The sequence below is a fragment of the Mesorhizobium sp. C432A genome (assembly GCF_030323145.1).
Lineage (GTDB): Bacteria > Pseudomonadota > Alphaproteobacteria > Rhizobiales > Rhizobiaceae > Mesorhizobium.
In genome coordinates, this window is record NZ_CP100470.1 from 2,191,731 (window position 1) to 2,209,311 (window position 17,581).

Consider the following 17,581-nt stretch of genomic DNA (forward strand, 5'->3'; position numbering starts at 1 on the left):
TTCTGTCTAGTAGAACAGCGTTCCTGTTGACAGAACGTACCGAAATCGGCATGAATTTTTGCCGAGCGGGTCTGTTTTCAGGCTACGTTTCTGGCAGGCACCGGAGGAGGTGTCGTGATTTGGAGGAATCCCATGCTGAACAGACGCAGATTTTTGATGAGCACCGCGGCCGCAGGCGCTGCCGGATTCGTTGCAACGCATTTGACGCCCGCCCTCGCTCAGGATGCACCGCAGATCCAGATCTTCGTGCCGGCCGCGCCCGGCGGCGGCTGGGACCAGACGGGGCGCACCATCGACCAGGTGCTGCGCAGTGAAAAACTGATCTCCGGCTCGCAGATCACCAATGTCGGCGGCGCCGGCGGCACGGTCGGCCTGCCGCAGTTCATCAGCCAATGGAAGGGCAAGGGCAATTCGCTGATGGTGGCCGGCATGGTCATGGTCGGCGCCATCATCGCCAACAAATCGGCCAACAACCTCTCCGAAGTGACGCCCATCGCTCGCCTCACCGGCGAGTTCGAGGCGCTGGTGGTGCCGGCGGATTCGCCGTTCAAGACGGCCGGCGATTTCGTCGCCGCGCTCAAAGCGGATCCGACCAAGGTTCCGGTGGCCGGCGGCTCGGCCGGTGGCTCCGACCACATCCTGTTCGGGCTGATCGCCAAGACGGTCGGCGTTCCGGCAACCAACCTCTCCTATGTGCCTTTCGCCGGCGGCGGCGAGGCGCTGTCGGCGCTGCTCGGCAACCAGGTGGCGGCCGGCATTTCCGGCTTCGGCGAGTTCTCCGAGCAGGTCAAGGCGGGCGCGCTTCGGCTGTTGGCGATCTCCGCCGACAAGCGCCAGGACGGCATCGACGCACCGACGATGAAGGAAGCCGGCATCGACGTCGAACTGTTCAACTGGCGCGGCGTATTCGCACCGCCAGGCGTCTCCGACGCCGACAAGGCGGCGATGGTCACGATGATCGAGACCATGGCCAAGAGCGATGCCTGGGCAGCCGAATGCAAGAACCGCAACTGGACCCCCATCCTTCTGACCGGCGACGATTATGCGAAATTCCTCGTCGACGACACCGCCCGCATCACCGCGATCCTCAAGGATCTCGGCCTCGCCTGATGTCTTCAGGGGCGGCCACGGCCGCCCCTTCCGACATTAGCCTGCGAGATGGACATATCATGCGCTGGGAGTGAAACTGCGGATGCGGCCGGCGGGAGGATGCCGGCCATCTCGGGAGGACATCGATGAGCACCAGCGACCAGCAGCCGGCGCCCCCGCGCCTTGCCATGCCCGAATTGTTGATCGGCATCGGGCTTCTCGCCTGTGCCGCGGCCGTGGCGTGGCAGACCCTGGCGATCCCGGTTTCGCCGCTCTATTCCAAGGTCGGGCCGACCGTCTTCCCCTACATCACCATGACAGGCATGATCGTGCTTTCGCTGCTGCTCATCGTCGCCGCGCTGCGCGGCGGCTGGCAGCCGCAGGAGGAAAAGGAAACGCCGACCGACTGGAAGGCCATGGGCATCGTCGTTGCCGGCCTGGTCGCCAATCTGGTGCTGATCCAGCCGCTCGGCTTCACCGCCGCCTCGGTCATCATGTTCGTGCTCGTCTGTTATGGCTTCGGCAGCAAGCACACGCTGCGCGATGCGCTGACCGGCCTGATCCTGGCGCTTGCCGCCTATTTCGGCTTTGCCAGGGCGCTCGGCGTCAACATTGGCGCCGGCTTCATCGAAAACCAGCTGAACACGGTGATCGACGCGATCATCGCCACTGCGAGGGGCTGACGCCATGGAGACGCTCGGCCATCTCGCCCACGGATTTTCCGTCGCTTTCTCGCCGATGAACCTGCTGTGGTGCCTGGTCGGCACCACGCTCGGCACGGCCATCGGCGTGCTGCCCGGCCTCGGGCCGGCGCTGACCATCGCGCTGCTGCTGCCGATCACCTACCAGGTGGCGCCGGAGGCGTCCTTCATCCTGTTTGCTGGCATCTATTACGGCGCCATGTATGGCGGCTCGACGACCTCGATCCTGCTCAACACGCCGGGCGAAAGCGCCACCATCGTCACCGCGCTGGAAGGCAACAGGATGGCCCGCTCGGGTCGCGGCGGCGCGGCACTGGCGACCTCGGCGATCGGCTCCTTCGTCGCCGGCACCATCGGCACGATGGGCGTCGCCTTCCTGGCCCCGGTGGTGGTGAAGTTCGCGCTCGCCTTCGGGCCGGCCGAATATTTCTCGCTGATGGTGCTTGCCTTCATCACGGTGTCGGCGGTGCTCGGCTCGTCCTCCGTGCGCGGCCTCACCAGCCTGTTCATCGGTTTCGTCATCGGCATGATCGGCGTCGACCTGCAGACGGGACAGCCGCGCTTCACCTTCGGCATGAACGAACTGCTCGATGGCGTCGATGTCATCATTGCCGCGGTCGGCCTGTTTGCCGTCGGCGAGACGCTCTACATGGCCTCGCGCCGCTATGCCGGCAAGGACGAGATCGTGCCGCTCAAGGGCTCGCTCTACATGACCGCGGCCGAATGGGGGCGCTCGTGGAAGCCATGGCTGCGCGGCGCTTTCATCGGCTTCCCGATCGGCGCCATGCCTGCCGGAGGCGCCGAGATCCCGACCTTCCTGTCCTACGCCATCGAAAAGAAGCTGTCGAAGCACAAGGAGGAGTTCGGCACGGTCGGCGCCATCGAGGGCGTTGCCGGACCGGAAGCCGCCAACAATGCGTCTGCCGCCGGCGTGCTGGTGCCGATGCTCACCCTTGGCCTGCCGACCTCGGCGACCGCCGCAATCATGCTGTCGGCCTTCCAGAGCTACGGCATCAATCCGGGACCGCTGCTGTTGACGACGCAGGCCGATCTGGTCTGGGGCCTGATCGCCAGCCTGTTCATCGCCAACGTCATCCTGGTCGTTCTCAACCTGCCGCTGATCGGGCTGTGGGTACGGCTGTTGAAAATCCCGGCGCCGCAGCTCTATGCCGGCATCCTGGTGTTCGCCACCGTCGGCACCTACGGCATCTCGCAATCGCCGATCGACCTCGTCATCCTCTATCTCCTGGGGGCCGCCGGCTTCCTGATGCGGCGCTTCGATTTCCCGACCGCGCCGGTCATCATCGGCATGATCCTGGGGCCGCTTGCCGAAACGCAGTTCCGCCGGGCGATGACGATCTCGAACGGCGACTGGTCGGTGTTCTACACCCACAAGCTGTCGCTGGTGCTGCTGATCCTTGCCTTCATCGGGCTCGCCGGTCCGCATATCTGGGCCTTCATCGAGCATCGGCGCCGGCGCGGACCCGAGCATGTGCCGGGCGATGCCTGAGCGACCTGGAGCATCATGACCGATCTGCTTGCCGGCATCCGCATTCTCGACCTGACCAATGTGCTGGCGGGCCCTTATTGTGCCTACCAGCTGGCGCTGCTCGGCGCCGATGTCATCAAGGTCGAGACGCCGCAAGGCGGCGATCTGGCGCGCCAGCTCGGCGCCTCGCCGGCGCTCAACGAGGCGGGGATGGGCGCGTCGTTCCTGGCGCAGAATGCCGGCAAGCGATCGGTGGTGCTGGATCTCAAAAGCGAAGCCGACCGCGAACGCTTCCTCGATCTCGTCGCCTCCGCCGATGCGCTGGTCGAGAACTTTCGACCGGGCGTGATGGGGCGGCTGGGGCTTGGCTATGAGGCGCTGAAAGCGGTTCGTCCGGGTCTCGTCTATTGCGCCATATCGGGGTTCGGCCAGACCGGGCCGATGCGCGACAATCCGGCCTACGACCAGATCATCCAGGGGCTGTCCGGCATCATGAGCATCACCGGCACGCCGGAGACCGCACCCTTGCGGGTCGGCTATCCCGTCGCCGACACGCTGGGCGGGCTGGTCGGGGCCTTCGCCATCGCCGCGGCGCTGGTCAAGCAGAAGACCTCGGGCGAGGGCGCGTTTCTCGATGTCTCGATGCTCGAATGCACGCTGTCGGCGCTGGGCTGGCCGGTGTCCAACTATCTGACCGCCGGCGTCGAGCCGCAGCCGATGGGCAATGAGAACATGACGGCTGCGCCCTCCGGCGCGTTTCGCACCGGCGACGGCCTGCTCAACATCGCCGCCAACAAGCAGGAGCAGTTCGTCACGCTTTGCCGGCTGATCGGCCAGCCGGAACTGGCCGACGATCCGCGCTTTGCCGAGCGCGAGACGCGCAAGCAGAACCGCGCTGTGCTGAAGGTGCTGATCGAGACGGCCTTGGCGAGCGCCTCGGCCGCAGCCTGGGAGGAAAAATTCAACCGCGCCGGCGTGCCGGCGGGCCGGGTGCTGACGATCCCCAAGTGCTTGGCGAGCGCCAGGTGGTCGAGCGCGACATGACCACGCGTTTCCAGGGTCTGCCCGGCATGGCGCAGCCGCTGACCGTGGTGCGCGGCGGCTTCATGGTCGATGGCGCGGCACCCTTGCCGGTCCTGCCGCCGCCTGTGCTGGGCGAGCATATGGACGAGGTTTTTTCCACCCTGCCGCCGCGCGCCAGGAGAAGCGCGTGAGCGAGAGAAAAACCGGCCGCGAACGCGGCGAGGAATGGTGGCAGACCGGCATCATCGAGATGAGCCCCGGCATTATCCGGCTGCGCGGCTATGAAATCCAGGAGCTGATCGGCCGCGTCAGCTTTCCGGCCACGATCTGGCTGATGCTGCGCGGCGAATTGCCGAGCGAGGAGCAGGCGGCGCTGCTCGGCATTGCGCTGGGGGCGGCCGTCGACCACGGGCCGCAGGCGCCGTCGATCGCCATTGCCCGCATGGCCATCACCTGCGGCGTCGGCATCAACAGCGCCATGGCGTCCGCCGTCAACGTGCTGGGTGACGTGCATGGCGGCGCCGGCGAACAGGCGCTGTCCTTCTATGGCGACATTGCCGTGGCACTTGACCAGGGTGTTGCGCTGGACCAAGCCGTAGCCGCACGGCTCGACCGTTTCTTCGCCGAGGAGAAAGGCTATGTGCCGGGATTTGGCCATCGCTTCCACCCGGTCGATCCGCGCGCGCCGCGCCTGATCGCAGTGACGCGCGAGTTTGCCGCGCGCGGCGTCGTCAGCGGACGCTTTGCCGACATCGCCGAGGCCGTCGAATCAGAGGTGGCACGGCGCAAGGGGAAGAAAATACCGCTCAACATCGACGGCGCCACCGCCGTCATCTATGGCGAGCTCGGCTTTCCGCCGCCGTTGACGCGCGGCCTGTTCGTGCTCTCGCGCTCGGTCGGCATCCTGGCGCATGCATGGGAACAGTCGCAGCAAAGCGAGCGCAACAAAGGGCCGCTGCCGCGCGAATGGCTGTGGGCCTATACGGGCACGCCGCTGCGGCCATTTCCCGCTGAGGGGGATGAGGGTCCCGCTGAAGGGGACGAGGGCAAGTGAGGTTGGTCAGGCCGGGTCCGGCACTGCCGGCTGAGGCGGCGCCAGGTTGGCCATCAGCGTCGAGAGATCCGGCTCATCGATGAGCAACGCCGCGTCCTGCGGCTTGAGCCATGCCCGCTGGCGGCTCTTGGCCTCCTGCCAGTTGGCCAGTTCCTCGGACACCTCCAACAGATAGACGACGACGTCGACGCGCACAAAATTGTGCTCCAGCCGTTTCCAGTAGGAATAGCTGCCGGCAGGCGCCTTGCGGGTCTTGCCGAGCACGCCGGCTTCTTCGCGCGCCTCGATGGTGGCGGCCTTGCGCCCGCTCTTTCCTTTCATCGGCCAGCCCTTGGGCACGATGAACCGCTTCGTCGCTCGCGACGTCACCAGCATCACTTCGAAATTGCCTGAAACGTCCAGACGAAAGGGAATGGCGGCGACCTGGCGAATGCGTTCGCCTCGCCTTGCCTTGCGTACCGCCTTTTTCTTCGTCGTCGCCATGTGCTGAAAATCCGGTCGGCGGGCGCACCGCCGCACGCCGCCTGCAAACCCTGATATGCCCGCGAGGCAATGAGCATTTTTAGTAAATAAGTCGACTAAGTAAATCGCAAGCGACCGATATCAACGGCAAACACGCACAATCTGGTTGTTGACGATCTGAATCGGACAAGCTTGCCGGACGACGGGCACTTCGGGGCGCGGCTGCGGCACGATCCGACGGTCCTGCTCGCGATATTGCTGCTGCTGTTGCTGGAACTGCTGCCGCTGCAGGCTGTTGCGCAATTGCTGCAGCTGGTTCTGCTGGATCAGCCGGTTGGCGCTGGGATTGACGGACTGAGCCGCAGCAGATTGCATGATTCCGGCGAGCGTTGCCACCGCCAGCATTGCCGACATCAGAACTGTCGATAGGCGAAGCGTCGACATCAGTTCGTTCCCGTACAGATATAACCTCCTCTCTATATAGGGCGTTCGTCTCGATCTGCCATGGGCGGGTCTGCCATGGGCCGATCTGCCACGGGTTGGCGAAATCCCTGAGGAAGCGGCCTGGCCGCACTTGACAGAAAAGATCGATTGACCGCTCTATCGGGCGCGGATCTCGGGCTCAATCGCTGCTGACTCGAGGCACAATCGGGAGCATATTGATGAAAAGCAGGCAAGTATATTTCGCGGCGCTACTGGGCAGCATCTGTATTCTTGGCCCGGTGGCAGTCGCGGCGCAAACCAAGACCGACAAGGCGGCGCCTGCCGCCGCAGCGCCCGCCCCTGCTGCCGGCCCGACATTGCCTGGCGGCGCCTCGGCGCTGTCCGAGACACATGGCGACTGGACGGTCAATTGCCAGGTAACCGGCACGGCCAAGGTTTGCAGCCTGTCGCATCAGCAGTTCAACAAGCAGTCCAACCAGCGCCTGCTGGCGATCGAGCTGTCGAGCAAGAGCGGCGAGGATGCCGCCGGAACGCTGGCGCTGCCGTTCGGCCTGGCGCTCGCCAAAGGAGTCAGCCTGACCATCGACGACCAGAAGCTGGAAGGCAGCTTGCCGTTCAACACCTGCCAGGCCGTCGGCTGCCTGGTGCCGGTGGCGTTCGATGCCAGCGTCACGCCGCTGCTCAAGGCAGCCACCACGCTGAAGATCGACGCCTTCGCGGCCGACACCGGTCAAGCGGTGAGTTTCACTATCCCGCTCAACGGCTTCGGCGGCGCACTGGCACGGACCGCGGAACTCTCGGCGGACTGAGCGGAAAACGTCCGGTCACTCAACCTCGCGCAGCCGGTACCCCACCCCGGTTTCGGTGGTGATGTAGCGCGGCTGGTCGGGCGACTTTTCGATCTTCTGCCGGAGCTGGCGGACATAGACCCTCAGATACTGCACGTCGGTCGAATCGCCCCACACCTGCTTCAGAATGAAATGGTGGGTCAGCACCTTGCCGGCATGCTGCACCATAATGCGCAATATGTCGTACTCCTTGGGGGAGAGCTTTATCTCCTTGCCTTCGACCTTGACGATGCGCTTGACCAGGTCGACGCTGAGATCGCCGGTGTGGAACACCGGCTTTTCGCCCTGCTGCTGGAATTTGTGGCGCAGCGCGACGCGGATGCGGGCGACCAGCTCGTTCATGCCGAACGGCTTGGTGATGTAGTCGTCAGCGCCGAGTTCGAGCGCCGCGACGATGCCGGCTTCGTCGGTGCGGCTGGACAGGATGACCACGGGCACGTCGAGGCCGTCGCCGCGCCATTTGCGCAGGAGGTCGAGGCCGCCCATGCCGGGCAGGCCGAGATCGAGCAGGATCAGATCCGGCTTTTGCGCGTCGACGAGTTCGATCGCAGCGTTGGCGTTGGGCGCTTCGCTGACCGCATAACCCTGGCTGCCGAGGCCGACGCGCAGCAGTTTGCGGATCGGCGGCTCGTCATCGACGACCAGTATGCTGACGTTGGAATTTGTCATGCCGGATCACCAGATGCTTGCTCGTCCACACCTGATACGTCCGTATCGGACGATTGTACCAACCTCGGCATGCGGATTGTGAAGACTGCGCCCGGGCGATCGCTGCGGTTCGCCGCCATGATCGTGCCGCCCATCGCCTCGATGAAGCCCCGGCAGATCGACAGGCCGAGCCCGGTGCCGGCCTGGACCTGATCGCGCTTGCGCACCCGGTAGAAGCTGTCGAAGACGCGCTCCAGGTCGGCGGGCGGAATGCCCGGTCCCTCATCCATGATCTGCAGCGCGACGGAGCCATTGTCGGCCCAGCCCTGCAGCCGGATTGTCGATCCCTGTGGCGCGTATTTCGCGGCATTGTCGAGCAGATTGAACAGCATCTGTTCGAACAGCACGGGATCAAGCTTCAGCATCGGCAGGTCGGCCGGAACATCAACCTCGGTCTTGTGCCCGGCAGTGATCTTGCGCGCCCGTTGCAAGGCCGAGCCGACGACATCGCCGACATAGTGGAGAGCAAAATTCGGCTCCATGGCGCCGGATTCAATCTTGGTCATGTCGAGCAGATTGGCGATGAAGCGGTTCAGCCGTTCGGACTCGTCGAGCACGGTGGTCAGCAGCTCGGCCCGATCGTTCTCGGGCAGTGCCGGCGCAAATTCCCTGAGCGTGCCGGCCGCGCCCATGATGGCCGCCAGCGGCGTCTTCAGATCATGCGAGATCGACGTCAGCAGTGCCGAGCGCAAGCGGTCGGCCTCGGCCGCCAGCCTGGCGCGATCGACATCGGCGACCAGCTGGATGCGCTCGATGGCAACCGCCGCCTGATCGGCCAGCGCGTCGAGCAGGCGCTGTTGCTCGGGCGTCAAGAGCGGCCCCTGCTTGTCATTGTCGAGGCCAACGACGCCGATGGCGGTACGGCCGGTCCGCAAGGGCAGGTAGAGCCGTTTTGCCCCGGGCAGGGTATCGGCGCCACGGCCGGCAGCCCGGTTGTGTTCCCAGGCCCAGCGTGCAGCCGCGATGTCGGCCTCGGCCAGCGTGTCGTCGGGGGGATAACCGGCCTTGACGGTGATCGTGCCTTCTTCCGGCAACAGCAGCACTACGCGCAGCTTCAGCATCGAGGCGATCTGGAACGCGGTGGCCCACAAAACGTCGTCGAGCGTGCCGGCGCCGGCGAGTTTCTTTGAAAAGAGGTAGATGTCCTCGGTGGCCCGGGCGCGTGAACGGGCGGCGGCTGCCTGACGCTGCACACGCGCCGTCAGATTGCTGGCGATGACGGCAACGACGAGGAAGACGGCGAAGGCAACGATGCTCTCCGGATCGCGGATCGTCATCGTGTAGCGCGGCTCGAGAAAGAAGAAGTTGAAGGCAATGGCGCTGAGGAAACAGGCGTACAGCGCCGGCCACAGGCCAAAGGTCACTGCCGATGTCAGCACCGCCAGCAGAAGCACGCTGGCAAGGTTGCGAACGTCGAGGAACTGATCGAGAACGGCACTGACGGCAAGCGCGCCGGCGACATAGACGGTCGAGAAAAGATAAGGCCAGATTTGAAATGGCGTCTGCTCGGCCGCCGCCTTGACCCTCGACGTGGCCTCGTTGTCGCGCTCCGTTCCTGAAATGACATGGACGCTGATATCGCCGGCATTGCGGATCAGATCGTAGGTGAGCGAGCCCTCGATCAGTTCGCGCCAGCGCGAGCGGGTCGGCCTGCCGACGACGATATGGGTGAAATTGTTCACTGTGGCGTGGCGGACGATGTCCTGGGCGACGTTCTGGCCCGGAATGGTCGTCACCTCGGCGCCGAGCTGCTCGGCCAGGCGCAAGAGCGTGGCCAGCTGGTCCTTGTCTTCCTCCGACATGCCGGCCGAACGCGGCGTGTCGACATGCAGCGCCGTCCACGGTGCGCGCAGCCGGTCGGCCAGCCGGCGCGCATAGCGGACACGAGACGCTCCGCCCGGACGCGCATCGACGCAGACGAGCACCCTTTCGCCCGCCGCCCAGGGGCCGGGAATGGCGTGCGACTGCATGTGGTTGAGCAACTGCTCGTCGACGCGCTGGGCGGTGCGGCGCAGCGCCAATTCCCGAAGCGCGGTCAGATTGCCCGGCGAGAAATAGTTTTCGACTGCGCGCTGGGCAGTGTTGGGGAAATAGACCTTGCCCTCCTTCAGCCGCTTGATCAGGTCGTCGGGCGTGAGGTCGATGATCTCGATGTCGTCGGCCTGGTCGATGATGGAGTCCGGGACCGTTTCGCGCACCCTGACGCGGGTGATCTGTGCCACGACGTCATTCAGGCTCTCGACATGCTGGATATTGAGCGTGGTGTAAACGTCGATGCCGCGCGCAAGGATTTCCTGGACGTCGAGATAGCGCTTGGGGTGGCGGCTGCCGGGTGCGTTGGTGTGGGCGAGTTCGTCGACGAGCACCAGCGCCGGCCGGCGGGCGAGGATGGCGTCGATGTCCATCTCATTCAGCACGCGGTCCTTGTAGTCGACCTTCTGGCGCGGGATGACCTCGTAGCCGTCGACCAGCGCCAGTGTTTCCTTGCGGCCGTGGGTCTCGACGACGCCGATCACTACGTCGACGCCGTCGGCCAACCTGGCGCGGCCGGCCATCAGCATTTCATAGGTCTTGCCGACGCCGGGGGCCGCGCCGAGAAATATCCGCAGACGGCCGCGCTCTTCCCGTTCCGCATGCTCGAGCAGCGCGTCCGGAGAGGGTCTGGTATCGTTGCTTCTGGCGTCCGGCATCAGGCTCGATCATGAACGGCGCCGAGGATCGTGTCGATCCCCGGCCCCTGGCTTCAGAGATTGTCTCTCACTGCTTGGTATCGTCCAGTGCCAGGTTGAGCGCCAGCACATTGACGACCGGCTCGCCGAGGAAGCCGAGTTCGCGGCCTTCGACATGGCTGTCGACAAGCGCCTTGACCTTGGCTTCGTCGAAGCCCCTGGCCTTGGCCACCCGAGCGACCTGGAAATAGGCGGCGTCCGGGCTGATGGCGGGGTCGAGGCCGCTGCCGGACGTCGTCACCAGATCCATCGGCACCGGCTGGTTCGGGTTCTCCGCCTTCAGCTTTGCAACATCGCCCTTGATGCGGTCGATCAGCTTGGGGTTGGTTGGACCGAGATTGGAGCCGCTGGACGCTGCGGCGTTGTATCCGTCGCCGGCAGCCGAGGGGCGGCCATGGAAATACTTGTCGTCGGCAAAGCCCTCGCCGATCAGTTCGGAGCCGATGACCGTGCCGTTTTTCTCGATCAAGCTGCCATTGGCCTGGTGCGGAAACAGCGCCTGGGCGATGCCGGTCATGCCCAGGGGATAGATCAGGCCGGTCAAAACGGTGAAAAAGACGATCATGATAACAGCGGGTCTTATCTGAGTGAGCATGGACGTATTTCCTTAAGCGAGGCCGAGGCCGGTGACGATCATGTCGATCGCCTTGATGCCGGCGAAGGGAACGATGATGCCGCCGAGGCCGTAGACCAGCAGGTTGCGGCTGAGCAGCGCGCCGGCGCCGATGGCGCGGTATTTGACGCCTTTAAGCGACAGCGGGATCAGAGCGATGATGATCAGCGCGTTGAAGATGATGGCCGACAGGATGGCGCTCTGCGGCGTCGCCAGATGCATGATGTTGAGCGCTTGCAGGGGGCCGATTGTATGTCCCGGCGCAACGTAGAAGACGGCAAACATGGCCGGGATGATGGCGAAGTATTTGGCGACGTCGTTGGCGATCGAGAAGGTCGTCAGCGAGCCGCGCGTCATCAGCAGCGCCTTGCCGATCTCGACGATCTCGATCAGCTTGGTCGGGTCACTATCGAGGTCGATCATGTTGCCGGCCTCGCGGGCGGCAACCGTGCCGGTGTTCATGGCGACGCCGACATCGGCCTGCGCCAAGGCCGGCGCGTCGTTGGTGCCGTCACCGCACATGGCGACCAGCTTGCCCTTGGCCTGTTCGTCGCGGATCAGCTTCAGCTTGTCCTCGGGCGTGGCCTGGGCGAGGAAATCGTCGACGCCGGCTTCGGCTGCGATCGCCGCCGCAGTCATCGGATTGTCGCCGGTGATCATCACGGTGCGGATGCCCATTTTGCGCAGTTCGGCAAAGCGCTCGCGGATACCACCCTTGACGATGTCCTTGAGGTGGACGACGCCGAGCAGGCGGCCGTCACGCTCGACGGCCAGCGGCGTGCCGCCCGACTTGGCGATCTCGTCGGCGATCGCCTGGAGATCCTTGACGGTGTCGCTGCCGGGGCGCGCGCCGTGAGTGGCCGATGTCGACTGGCTGACATAGGCGAGAACCGAATCGACGGCGCCCTTGCGCACCGACGAGCCATCGATGTCGACGCCGCTCATCCGGGTCTGCGCGGTGAAGGGCACGAAGCTGGCATGCAAGGTTGCCATGTCACGGGCGCGGATGGCGTATTTCTCCTTGGCCAGCACGACGATCGAGCGTCCCTCAGGCGTCTCGTCGGCGAGCGAGGCGAGCTGCGCGGCATCGGCCAGTTCCTGTTCGGTGACGCCCTTGACCGGGCGGAATTCGGTGGCCTGGCGGTTGCCGAGCGTGATGGTGCCGGTCTTGTCGAGCAAAAGCGTATCGACGTCGCCCGCCGCTTCGACGGCACGGCCGGACATGGCCAGCACGTTGAAGCGCACCAGGCGGTCCATCCCGGCAATGCCGATGGCCGACAGCAGGGCGCCGATGGTGGTCGGGATCAAGGTGACGAACAGCGCGACCAGCACCGTCACCGGGATATAGCCGCCGGAATAGGAGGCAAAGCTCGGGATCGTGGCGGTGGCCAGCACGAAGATCAGCGTCATGCCGACGAGCAGGATGTTGAGCGCGATCTCGTTGGGCGTCTTCTGGCGCGAGGCACCCTCGACCAGCGAGATCATGCGGTCGAGGAAGGTGTGGCCGGAGGCGGCTGATATGCGCACGCGAATCCAGTCGGACAGAACCTGCGTGCCGCCGGTGACCGCCGAACGGTCGCCGCCGGATTCGCGAATGACGGGTGCGGACTCGCCGGTGATTGCCGCCTCGTTGACCGAGGCCACGCCTTCGATCACTTCACCGTCGGACGGGATGATGTCGCCGGCTTCGACCAGCACGATGTCGCCAACCTTCAGGCTGGTGCCGGGCACCAGCTTGAACCTGGAGCGGTCTTCGCCGGCAAGCAGCTTGGCCTGGGTTTCGGTGCGCGCCTTGCGCAGCGAATCGGCCTGCGCCTTGCCGCGGCCTTCGGCGACGGCCTCGGCGAAGTTGGCGAACAGCACGGTGAACCACAGCCAGATGATGATCTGCAGCGTAAAGCCGAAATCGCCGCCGCCGGTGGCGAGATCCTTGACGAACAGGACCGTGGTAAGAAGCGAGACGATGGCGACGACGAACATCACCGGGTTCCTGACCAGCGTGCGGGGGTCGAGTTTCCTGAAGGCGCCGCCGATGGCCGGCCACAGGATGCGGGCATCCATGATGCTCGCGGATTTGGACTGGCTCATTTGGTGGCTCCAGTATCTGAACTGTTGGCCGGCACCGACCGATCGGATGCCGAAAAGAGGGGCGGCGGACCATAGGCCAGCAGCCAGATCACGATCATGACTGCCGCGAGGCCGAGGAAGGTAGATACGCTGGGGAAGGGAGGGGGCGTTTCCTCCCCCTCATTGCCGGCTCGTGGGCCGGCTCGCGGCCGGGCCTTCATGCGTTTTGGGTAGAACCAGGACATGACAAGCCTCAGAATGTCTGGCCGTTGATGGCAGCCAGGTGCTCGACGATCGGTCCGATCGCCAGTGCCGGGAAGAAGGTCAGGCCGACGACGATCAGGATGACGCCGACGAGCAGGCCGACGAACAGCGGGCCGTCGGTCGGGAAGGTGCCGGCGGAAGCCGGAACCGTCTTCTTCGTCGCTAGCGAGCCGGCAATGGCAAGCGCTGGAATGATGACGAAGAAGCGACCCACCCACATGGAGATGCCGAGCGTGATGTTGTACCAGGGCGTGTTGCCGGAAAGGCCGCCAAAGGCCGAGCCGTTGTTGGCCGCCGCCGAAGTGTAGGCATAAAGAACCTCGGAGAAGCCATGCGGACCGCCATTGGCCATCGAGGCGACGGCGCTTGGCAGCACGACCGCTATTGCCGTGAAGACCAGCATGACCAACGGCAGAGCGAGGATGGCGAGCATTGCCATCTTGACCTCCTTGGCCTCGATCTTCTTGCCGAGATATTCGGGCGTGCGGCCAACCATCAGGCCGGCGACGAACACGGTGATGACGATGAACATGACGATGCCGTAGAAGCCGGCGCCGACGCCGCCGACGATGACTTCGCCGAGCTGCATGTTGAGCATCGGGACCAGGCCGCCAAGTGCTGTGAACGAGTCATGCATGGCGTTCACCGCACCGCAGCTCGCAGCCGTGGTGATGACGGCGAATAGTGCCGAAGCGGCAATGCCGAAGCGGCTCTCCTTGCCTTCCATGTTGGCGCCGTCGACGCCCAACGCATGGACCAGCGGATTGCCCGCGGCTTCCGCCCAGTAGCAGATAACGACGCCAGCGATGAACAGCACACCCATCGTGGCCAGGATCGCCCAGCCCTGGCGCTGGTTGCCGACCATGCGGCCGAAGACGTTGGTGAGTGCAGCACCCAGCGCGAAGATCGTCACCATCTGGATCATGTTGGAGATGGCGTCGGGGTTTTCGAAAGGATGCGCGGCATTGGCGTTGAAGAAGCCGCCGCCATTGGTGCCGAGCATCTTGATGGCGACCTGCGAGGCGACCGGCCCAAGGGCGAGCGTCTGCTTGGCGCCCTCCAGCGTGGTGGCGTCGACATAAGGCCCGAGCGTCTGCGGCATGCCGAGCCAGACATAGACAAGGGTGAGCACGATGCTGAGCGGCAGCAGGATGTAGAGCGTGCAGCGGGTCATATCGACCCAGAAATTGCCGATCGATTTGGCCGAGGCGCGGGCGAAGCCGCGGATCAGCGCCACCGCAATGGCAATGCCGACGGCGGCGGACATGAAGTTCTGAACAGTCAGGCCCGCCATCTGCACGAGGTAGGACAACGTGCTTTCGCCGCCGTAATTCTGCCAGTTGGTGTTGGTGACGAAGCTGACGGCAGTGTTGAAGGCGAGATTGGGTTCGACCGATGCCATCCCGGCCGGATTGTAAGGCAGGACGCCCTGCAGGCGTTGCAGAAAGTACAGCACCAGGAAGCTGGCAAGGCTGAAGAAGATGATTCCTGCCGCGTAGGTCGTCCAGTGCTGCTCCTCGCGCTCGCTGGTTCCCGAAATGCGGTAGAGGCCGCGCTCAACGGGCCCGAGTATGGGCGAGAGAAAGGTGCGATCGCCATTGAAGACGCGGTACATGTAGCCGCCGAGCGGCTTCACCAGCAAAACGACGATCCCGCAATAAACCAGGATCTGTATCCATCCGTTGAGTGTCATGGGTTTCCGTGCCTTGCTTCAGAAGCGTTCTGGGCGAACGAGGGCGTATGTCAGGTAGACGAGCAGGAACAAGGTCACGCCGCCACCGAGGATGTAATCGACAAGCATGGTGCGATCCTTCCGCTTAAAGAGCGTCGCAAGCTTTGATGTAGGCGAGGGAAAGACCGAAGAACAAAGCCTCGATCCCGATGACGACGATGTCCATTTGTGTTGGTCCTTGCTTCTGCTTGTATTTGGCGCCAGCGACTGGCGAGCCAGAAATTCCATGAGAACGGCCCGCCGTAACTCTGGGGTCACGGCGTCCGCAGCGTTTTGCTCGAGATGGAATATGGACCCGATCGCCATAAAGGTTCGAGACGGGGCCGGGAGGAAAGATATAAAATTCCTATAAAGATTTCCGGGAGATGGCTCCGTTCCGGGCCGCTAGAAACCGACGCCATGATATCGCGACCCCTCTTGCGGCGGCTCCGTCTTTCGAAACAATGGGAACGCAAAACGAGGGAAAAACAGATGCTCGACATGGCACCATCGAAACAGGCGGCGACATGGCTTTGCGCGCTTGCACGGGCGCTGGAAGCTGATGACGCCGAGGCGGCCGCCAACCTGTTCGTCGAGGATTGCTACTGGCGCGATCTGCTGGCTTTCACCTGGAACATCACCACGATGGAAGGCCGCGATGAGATCCGCGACATGCTGCAAGCGACGCTGGCGGAAACGAAGCCCTCACACTGGACGCTGTCCGGCGAGGCGACCTCGGATGAGGGCACCGTCGAGGCCTGGTTCACGTTCGAAACGGCGGTCGCGCGGGGCGAAGGGATTGTGCGCCTTACGGACGGCCGCTGCCGGACCTTGTTCACGGCGGTGCGTGAGCTCAAGGGGTTCGAGGAACAAAAGGGACCGGCGCGGCCGCTTGGTATCCGTCACAAGGCCGATCCGAAGCGCGAAACCTGGGCGGAGGCGCGGGCGCGCGAGACGCGCGACCTCGGCGCCACCGAGCAGCCCTATTGCCTGGTGATCGGCGGCGGGCAGGGCGGCATCATGCTCGGCGCGCGGCTGAGGCAGCTCGGTGTGCCCACCATCATCATCGAGAAAAATGCGCGCCCCGGCGATTCCTGGCGCAACCGTTATCGCTCGCTCGTGCTCCACGATCCGGTCTGGTACGACCATCTGCCCTACATTCCGTTCCCGGAGAACTGGCCGGTGTTCACGCCCAAGGACAAGATGGGCGACTGGCTGGAGATGTACACCAGGGTGATGGAGCTCAACTACTGGGTCGCCACCAAATGCCTCAGCGCCAGCTATGACGAGGCCGAGAAGGTGTGGACTGTGGTGGTCGACCGCGTCGGCCGGCAGATCACGCTGAAGCCGAAGCACATTGTCTTTGCCACCGGCGCCTATGGCCCGCCACGCCAGATCGCGCTGCCCGGCGCCGAGACCTTCAAGGGCGAACTCCTGCATTCCAGCCAGTATGCAAGCGGCGAGAAATTCCGCGGCAGACGTGTCGCTGTCATCGGCGCGGCAAGCTCGGGGCACGATGTCAGCGTCGACCTCTGGGAGAGCGGCGCAGACGTCACCATGATCCAGCGGTCGCCGACGACAGTGGTGAAATCCGACACTCTGATGGAAGTCGGCTTCGAGATCTTCTCGGAAAAGGCTTTGGCGCGCGGCATCAGCACCGACAAGGCCGACCTGATCGTCGCGTCCACGCCGTTCGCGCTTGTACCCAAGGGCCAGCGGGATCTTTACGAGGTGATCAAGGCACGCGACGCAGACTTCTACGACCAGCTACGCGCCGCCGGCTTCGCCATCGATTTCGGGGAGGACGAGACCGGGCTGTTGATGAAGGCCTACCGCACCGGCTCCGGCTACTACATCGATGTCGGCGCCTGCGAACTGATCATCAATGGCGAGATCAAAGTGAAGAGCGGCGTCGGCATCAGTTCATTGACGCCGACCGGCATCCTGTTCGACGACCGCAGCGAGCTGGCCGTCGATGCGATCGTCGCCTGTACCGGCTACCAGTCGATGAACGAGACCGTGGCGGCCATCGTCTCGCGCGAGGTCGCCGACAAGGTCGGGCCATGCTGGGGCCTCGGCTCCGGCGTCAAGGGCGATCCCGGTCCTTGGCAAGGCGAGCTGCGCAACATGTGGAAGCCGACGGCGCAGGACGCGCTGTGGTTCCACGGCGGCAATCTGGCGCTGTCGCGGTTTTACTCGAAATATGTGGCGCTGCAGATCAAGGCGCGGATGGAAGGGATTGCGACGCCGGTGTTTGGGGCGGTGAGTAACGCAGGGCGCTAGCGATCTCCTCCCCCCTCGAGGGGGAGATGTCGCCGAAGGCGACAGAGGGGGTCGCCACGCGTGGAGCGCTGACCTTCATTCTCGGCAAGGAAGGTC

14 protein-coding genes and 1 pseudogene are annotated in these 17,581 nt (G+C 64.4%); 7 read left to right on the forward strand and 8 right to left on the reverse strand.

Going from position 1 to position 17,581, the window contains the following annotated elements:
- Positions 1-132 precede the first annotated feature (132 nt).
- From NLY33_RS10535 to NLY33_RS10555, 5 genes and pseudogenes are all read left to right on the forward strand, one after another.
- Positions 133-1,110 (forward strand): Bug family tripartite tricarboxylate transporter substrate binding protein, encoded by a 978-nt coding sequence (locus NLY33_RS10535; RefSeq protein WP_023686552.1) that lies wholly within the window; start codon positions 133-135, stop codon positions 1,108-1,110.
- Positions 1,111-1,235: 125 nt separating this feature from the next.
- Positions 1,236-1,772 carry a tripartite tricarboxylate transporter TctB family protein gene (locus NLY33_RS10540; RefSeq protein ID WP_023683087.1) on the forward strand — a complete coding sequence of 179 codons (537 nt, stop codon included), beginning with the start codon at positions 1,236-1,238 and terminating at the stop codon, positions 1,770-1,772.
- Positions 1,773-1,776: 4 nt separating this feature from the next.
- Positions 1,777-3,300, forward strand: a complete 1,524-nt coding sequence (locus tag NLY33_RS10545; RefSeq protein WP_023686551.1) for a tripartite tricarboxylate transporter permease — start codon at positions 1,777-1,779, stop codon at positions 3,298-3,300.
- A 15-nt stretch (positions 3,301-3,315) separates the two neighbouring features.
- Positions 3,316-4,493 (forward strand): annotated as a pseudogene (locus NLY33_RS10550) (CaiB/BaiF CoA transferase family protein).
- On the forward strand, positions 4,490-5,356 hold the full coding sequence (locus NLY33_RS10555) for a citryl-CoA lyase (protein WP_031196006.1): 867 nt from the start codon (positions 4,490-4,492) through the stop codon (positions 5,354-5,356). Before NLY33_RS10550 ends, NLY33_RS10555 begins: the two are co-directional and overlap by 4 nt.
- Before the next feature lie 6 nt (positions 5,357-5,362).
- Here the strand turns inward: NLY33_RS10555 and NLY33_RS10560 are convergent, their stop codons facing one another.
- Both NLY33_RS10560 and NLY33_RS10565 read right to left on the reverse strand, forming a co-directional pair.
- Positions 5,363-5,839, reverse strand: coding sequence for an NUDIX hydrolase (locus tag NLY33_RS10560; RefSeq protein WP_023669717.1), 477 nt, complete (start codon positions 5,837-5,839; stop codon positions 5,363-5,365).
- A gap of 120 nt (positions 5,840-5,959) precedes the next feature.
- A complete protein-coding gene (locus NLY33_RS10565; protein WP_023704190.1) occupies positions 5,960-6,262 on the reverse strand; it encodes a hypothetical protein in 303 nt (100 codons plus the stop codon).
- Positions 6,263-6,480: 218 nt separating this feature from the next.
- Here NLY33_RS10565 and NLY33_RS10570 point away from each other — a divergent pair, with 218 nt between their 5' ends.
- A complete protein-coding gene (locus NLY33_RS10570; RefSeq protein ID WP_023669715.1) occupies positions 6,481-7,071 on the forward strand; it encodes an invasion associated locus B family protein in 591 nt (196 codons plus the stop codon).
- A gap of 15 nt (positions 7,072-7,086) precedes the next feature.
- On the opposite strand, the gene NLY33_RS10575 is transcribed toward NLY33_RS10570, so the two are convergent.
- The 6 genes from NLY33_RS10575 to NLY33_RS10600 form a co-directional block, all read right to left on the reverse strand.
- Positions 7,087-7,779 (reverse strand): response regulator transcription factor, encoded by a 693-nt coding sequence (locus tag NLY33_RS10575; protein ID WP_023704189.1) that lies wholly within the window; start codon positions 7,777-7,779, stop codon positions 7,087-7,089.
- Positions 7,776-10,508 (reverse strand): DUF4118 domain-containing protein, encoded by a 2,733-nt coding sequence (locus NLY33_RS10580; RefSeq protein WP_286439732.1) that lies wholly within the window; start codon positions 10,506-10,508, stop codon positions 7,776-7,778. Before NLY33_RS10580 ends, NLY33_RS10575 begins: the two co-directional genes overlap by 4 nt.
- 67 nt (positions 10,509-10,575) lie before the next feature.
- Entirely contained in the window at positions 10,576-11,142 is a 567-nt protein-coding gene (gene kdpC, locus NLY33_RS10585; protein ID WP_023704188.1) for a potassium-transporting ATPase subunit KdpC, read from the reverse strand.
- 12 nt (positions 11,143-11,154) lie between these two features.
- The gene (gene kdpB, locus NLY33_RS10590; RefSeq protein WP_023704187.1) at positions 11,155-13,248 is read right to left on the reverse strand and encodes a potassium-transporting ATPase subunit KdpB; all 2,094 of its coding nucleotides are present in this window, start codon (positions 13,246-13,248) and stop codon (positions 11,155-11,157) included.
- A 232-nt stretch (positions 13,249-13,480) separates the two neighbouring features.
- Positions 13,481-15,184 carry a potassium-transporting ATPase subunit KdpA gene (kdpA, locus tag NLY33_RS10595; protein ID WP_023699137.1) on the reverse strand — a complete coding sequence of 568 codons (1,704 nt, stop codon included), beginning with the start codon at positions 15,182-15,184 and terminating at the stop codon, positions 13,481-13,483.
- A gap of 18 nt (positions 15,185-15,202) precedes the next feature.
- Positions 15,203-15,292 carry a K(+)-transporting ATPase subunit F gene (locus NLY33_RS10600; RefSeq protein ID WP_023669708.1) on the reverse strand — a complete coding sequence of 30 codons (90 nt, stop codon included), beginning with the start codon at positions 15,290-15,292 and terminating at the stop codon, positions 15,203-15,205.
- 402 nt (positions 15,293-15,694) lie between these two features.
- Here NLY33_RS10600 and NLY33_RS10605 point away from each other — a divergent pair, with 402 nt between their 5' ends.
- Positions 15,695-17,485, forward strand: coding sequence for a flavin-containing monooxygenase (locus tag NLY33_RS10605; RefSeq protein WP_023704186.1), 1,791 nt, complete (start codon positions 15,695-15,697; stop codon positions 17,483-17,485).
- Positions 17,486-17,581: the final 96 nt, after the last annotated feature.

Bases quoted from the DNA above. Each gene is read 5' to 3' on its own strand.
- NLY33_RS10535 (WP_023686552.1), top strand. From the start codon at position 133: ATGCTGAACAGACGCAGATTTTTGATGAGCACCGCGGCCGCAGGCGCT.
- NLY33_RS10540 (WP_023683087.1), top strand. From the start codon at position 1,236: ATGAGCACCAGCGACCAGCAGCCGGCGCCCCCGCGCCTTGCCATGCCC.
- NLY33_RS10545 (WP_023686551.1), top strand. From the start codon at position 1,777: ATGGAGACGCTCGGCCATCTCGCCCACGGATTTTCCGTCGCTTTCTCG.
- NLY33_RS10560 (WP_023669717.1), bottom strand. From the start codon at position 5,839: ATGGCGACGACGAAGAAAAAGGCGGTACGCAAGGCAAGGCGAGGCGAA.
- NLY33_RS10565 (WP_023704190.1), bottom strand. From the start codon at position 6,262: ATGTCGACGCTTCGCCTATCGACAGTTCTGATGTCGGCAATGCTGGCG.
- NLY33_RS10570 (WP_023669715.1), top strand. From the start codon at position 6,481: ATGAAAAGCAGGCAAGTATATTTCGCGGCGCTACTGGGCAGCATCTGT.
- NLY33_RS10575 (WP_023704189.1), bottom strand. From the start codon at position 7,779: ATGACAAATTCCAACGTCAGCATACTGGTCGTCGATGACGAGCCGCCG.
- NLY33_RS10580 (WP_286439732.1), bottom strand. From the start codon at position 10,508: ATGCCGGACGCCAGAAGCAACGATACCAGACCCTCTCCGGACGCGCTG.
- kdpC (WP_023704188.1), bottom strand. From the start codon at position 11,142: ATGCTCACTCAGATAAGACCCGCTGTTATCATGATCGTCTTTTTCACC.
- kdpB (WP_023704187.1), bottom strand. From the start codon at position 13,248: ATGAGCCAGTCCAAATCCGCGAGCATCATGGATGCCCGCATCCTGTGG.
- kdpA (WP_023699137.1), bottom strand. From the start codon at position 15,184: ATGACACTCAACGGATGGATACAGATCCTGGTTTATTGCGGGATCGTC.
- NLY33_RS10600 (WP_023669708.1), bottom strand. From the start codon at position 15,292: ATGCTTGTCGATTACATCCTCGGTGGCGGCGTGACCTTGTTCCTGCTC.
- NLY33_RS10605 (WP_023704186.1), top strand. From the start codon at position 15,695: ATGCTCGACATGGCACCATCGAAACAGGCGGCGACATGGCTTTGCGCG.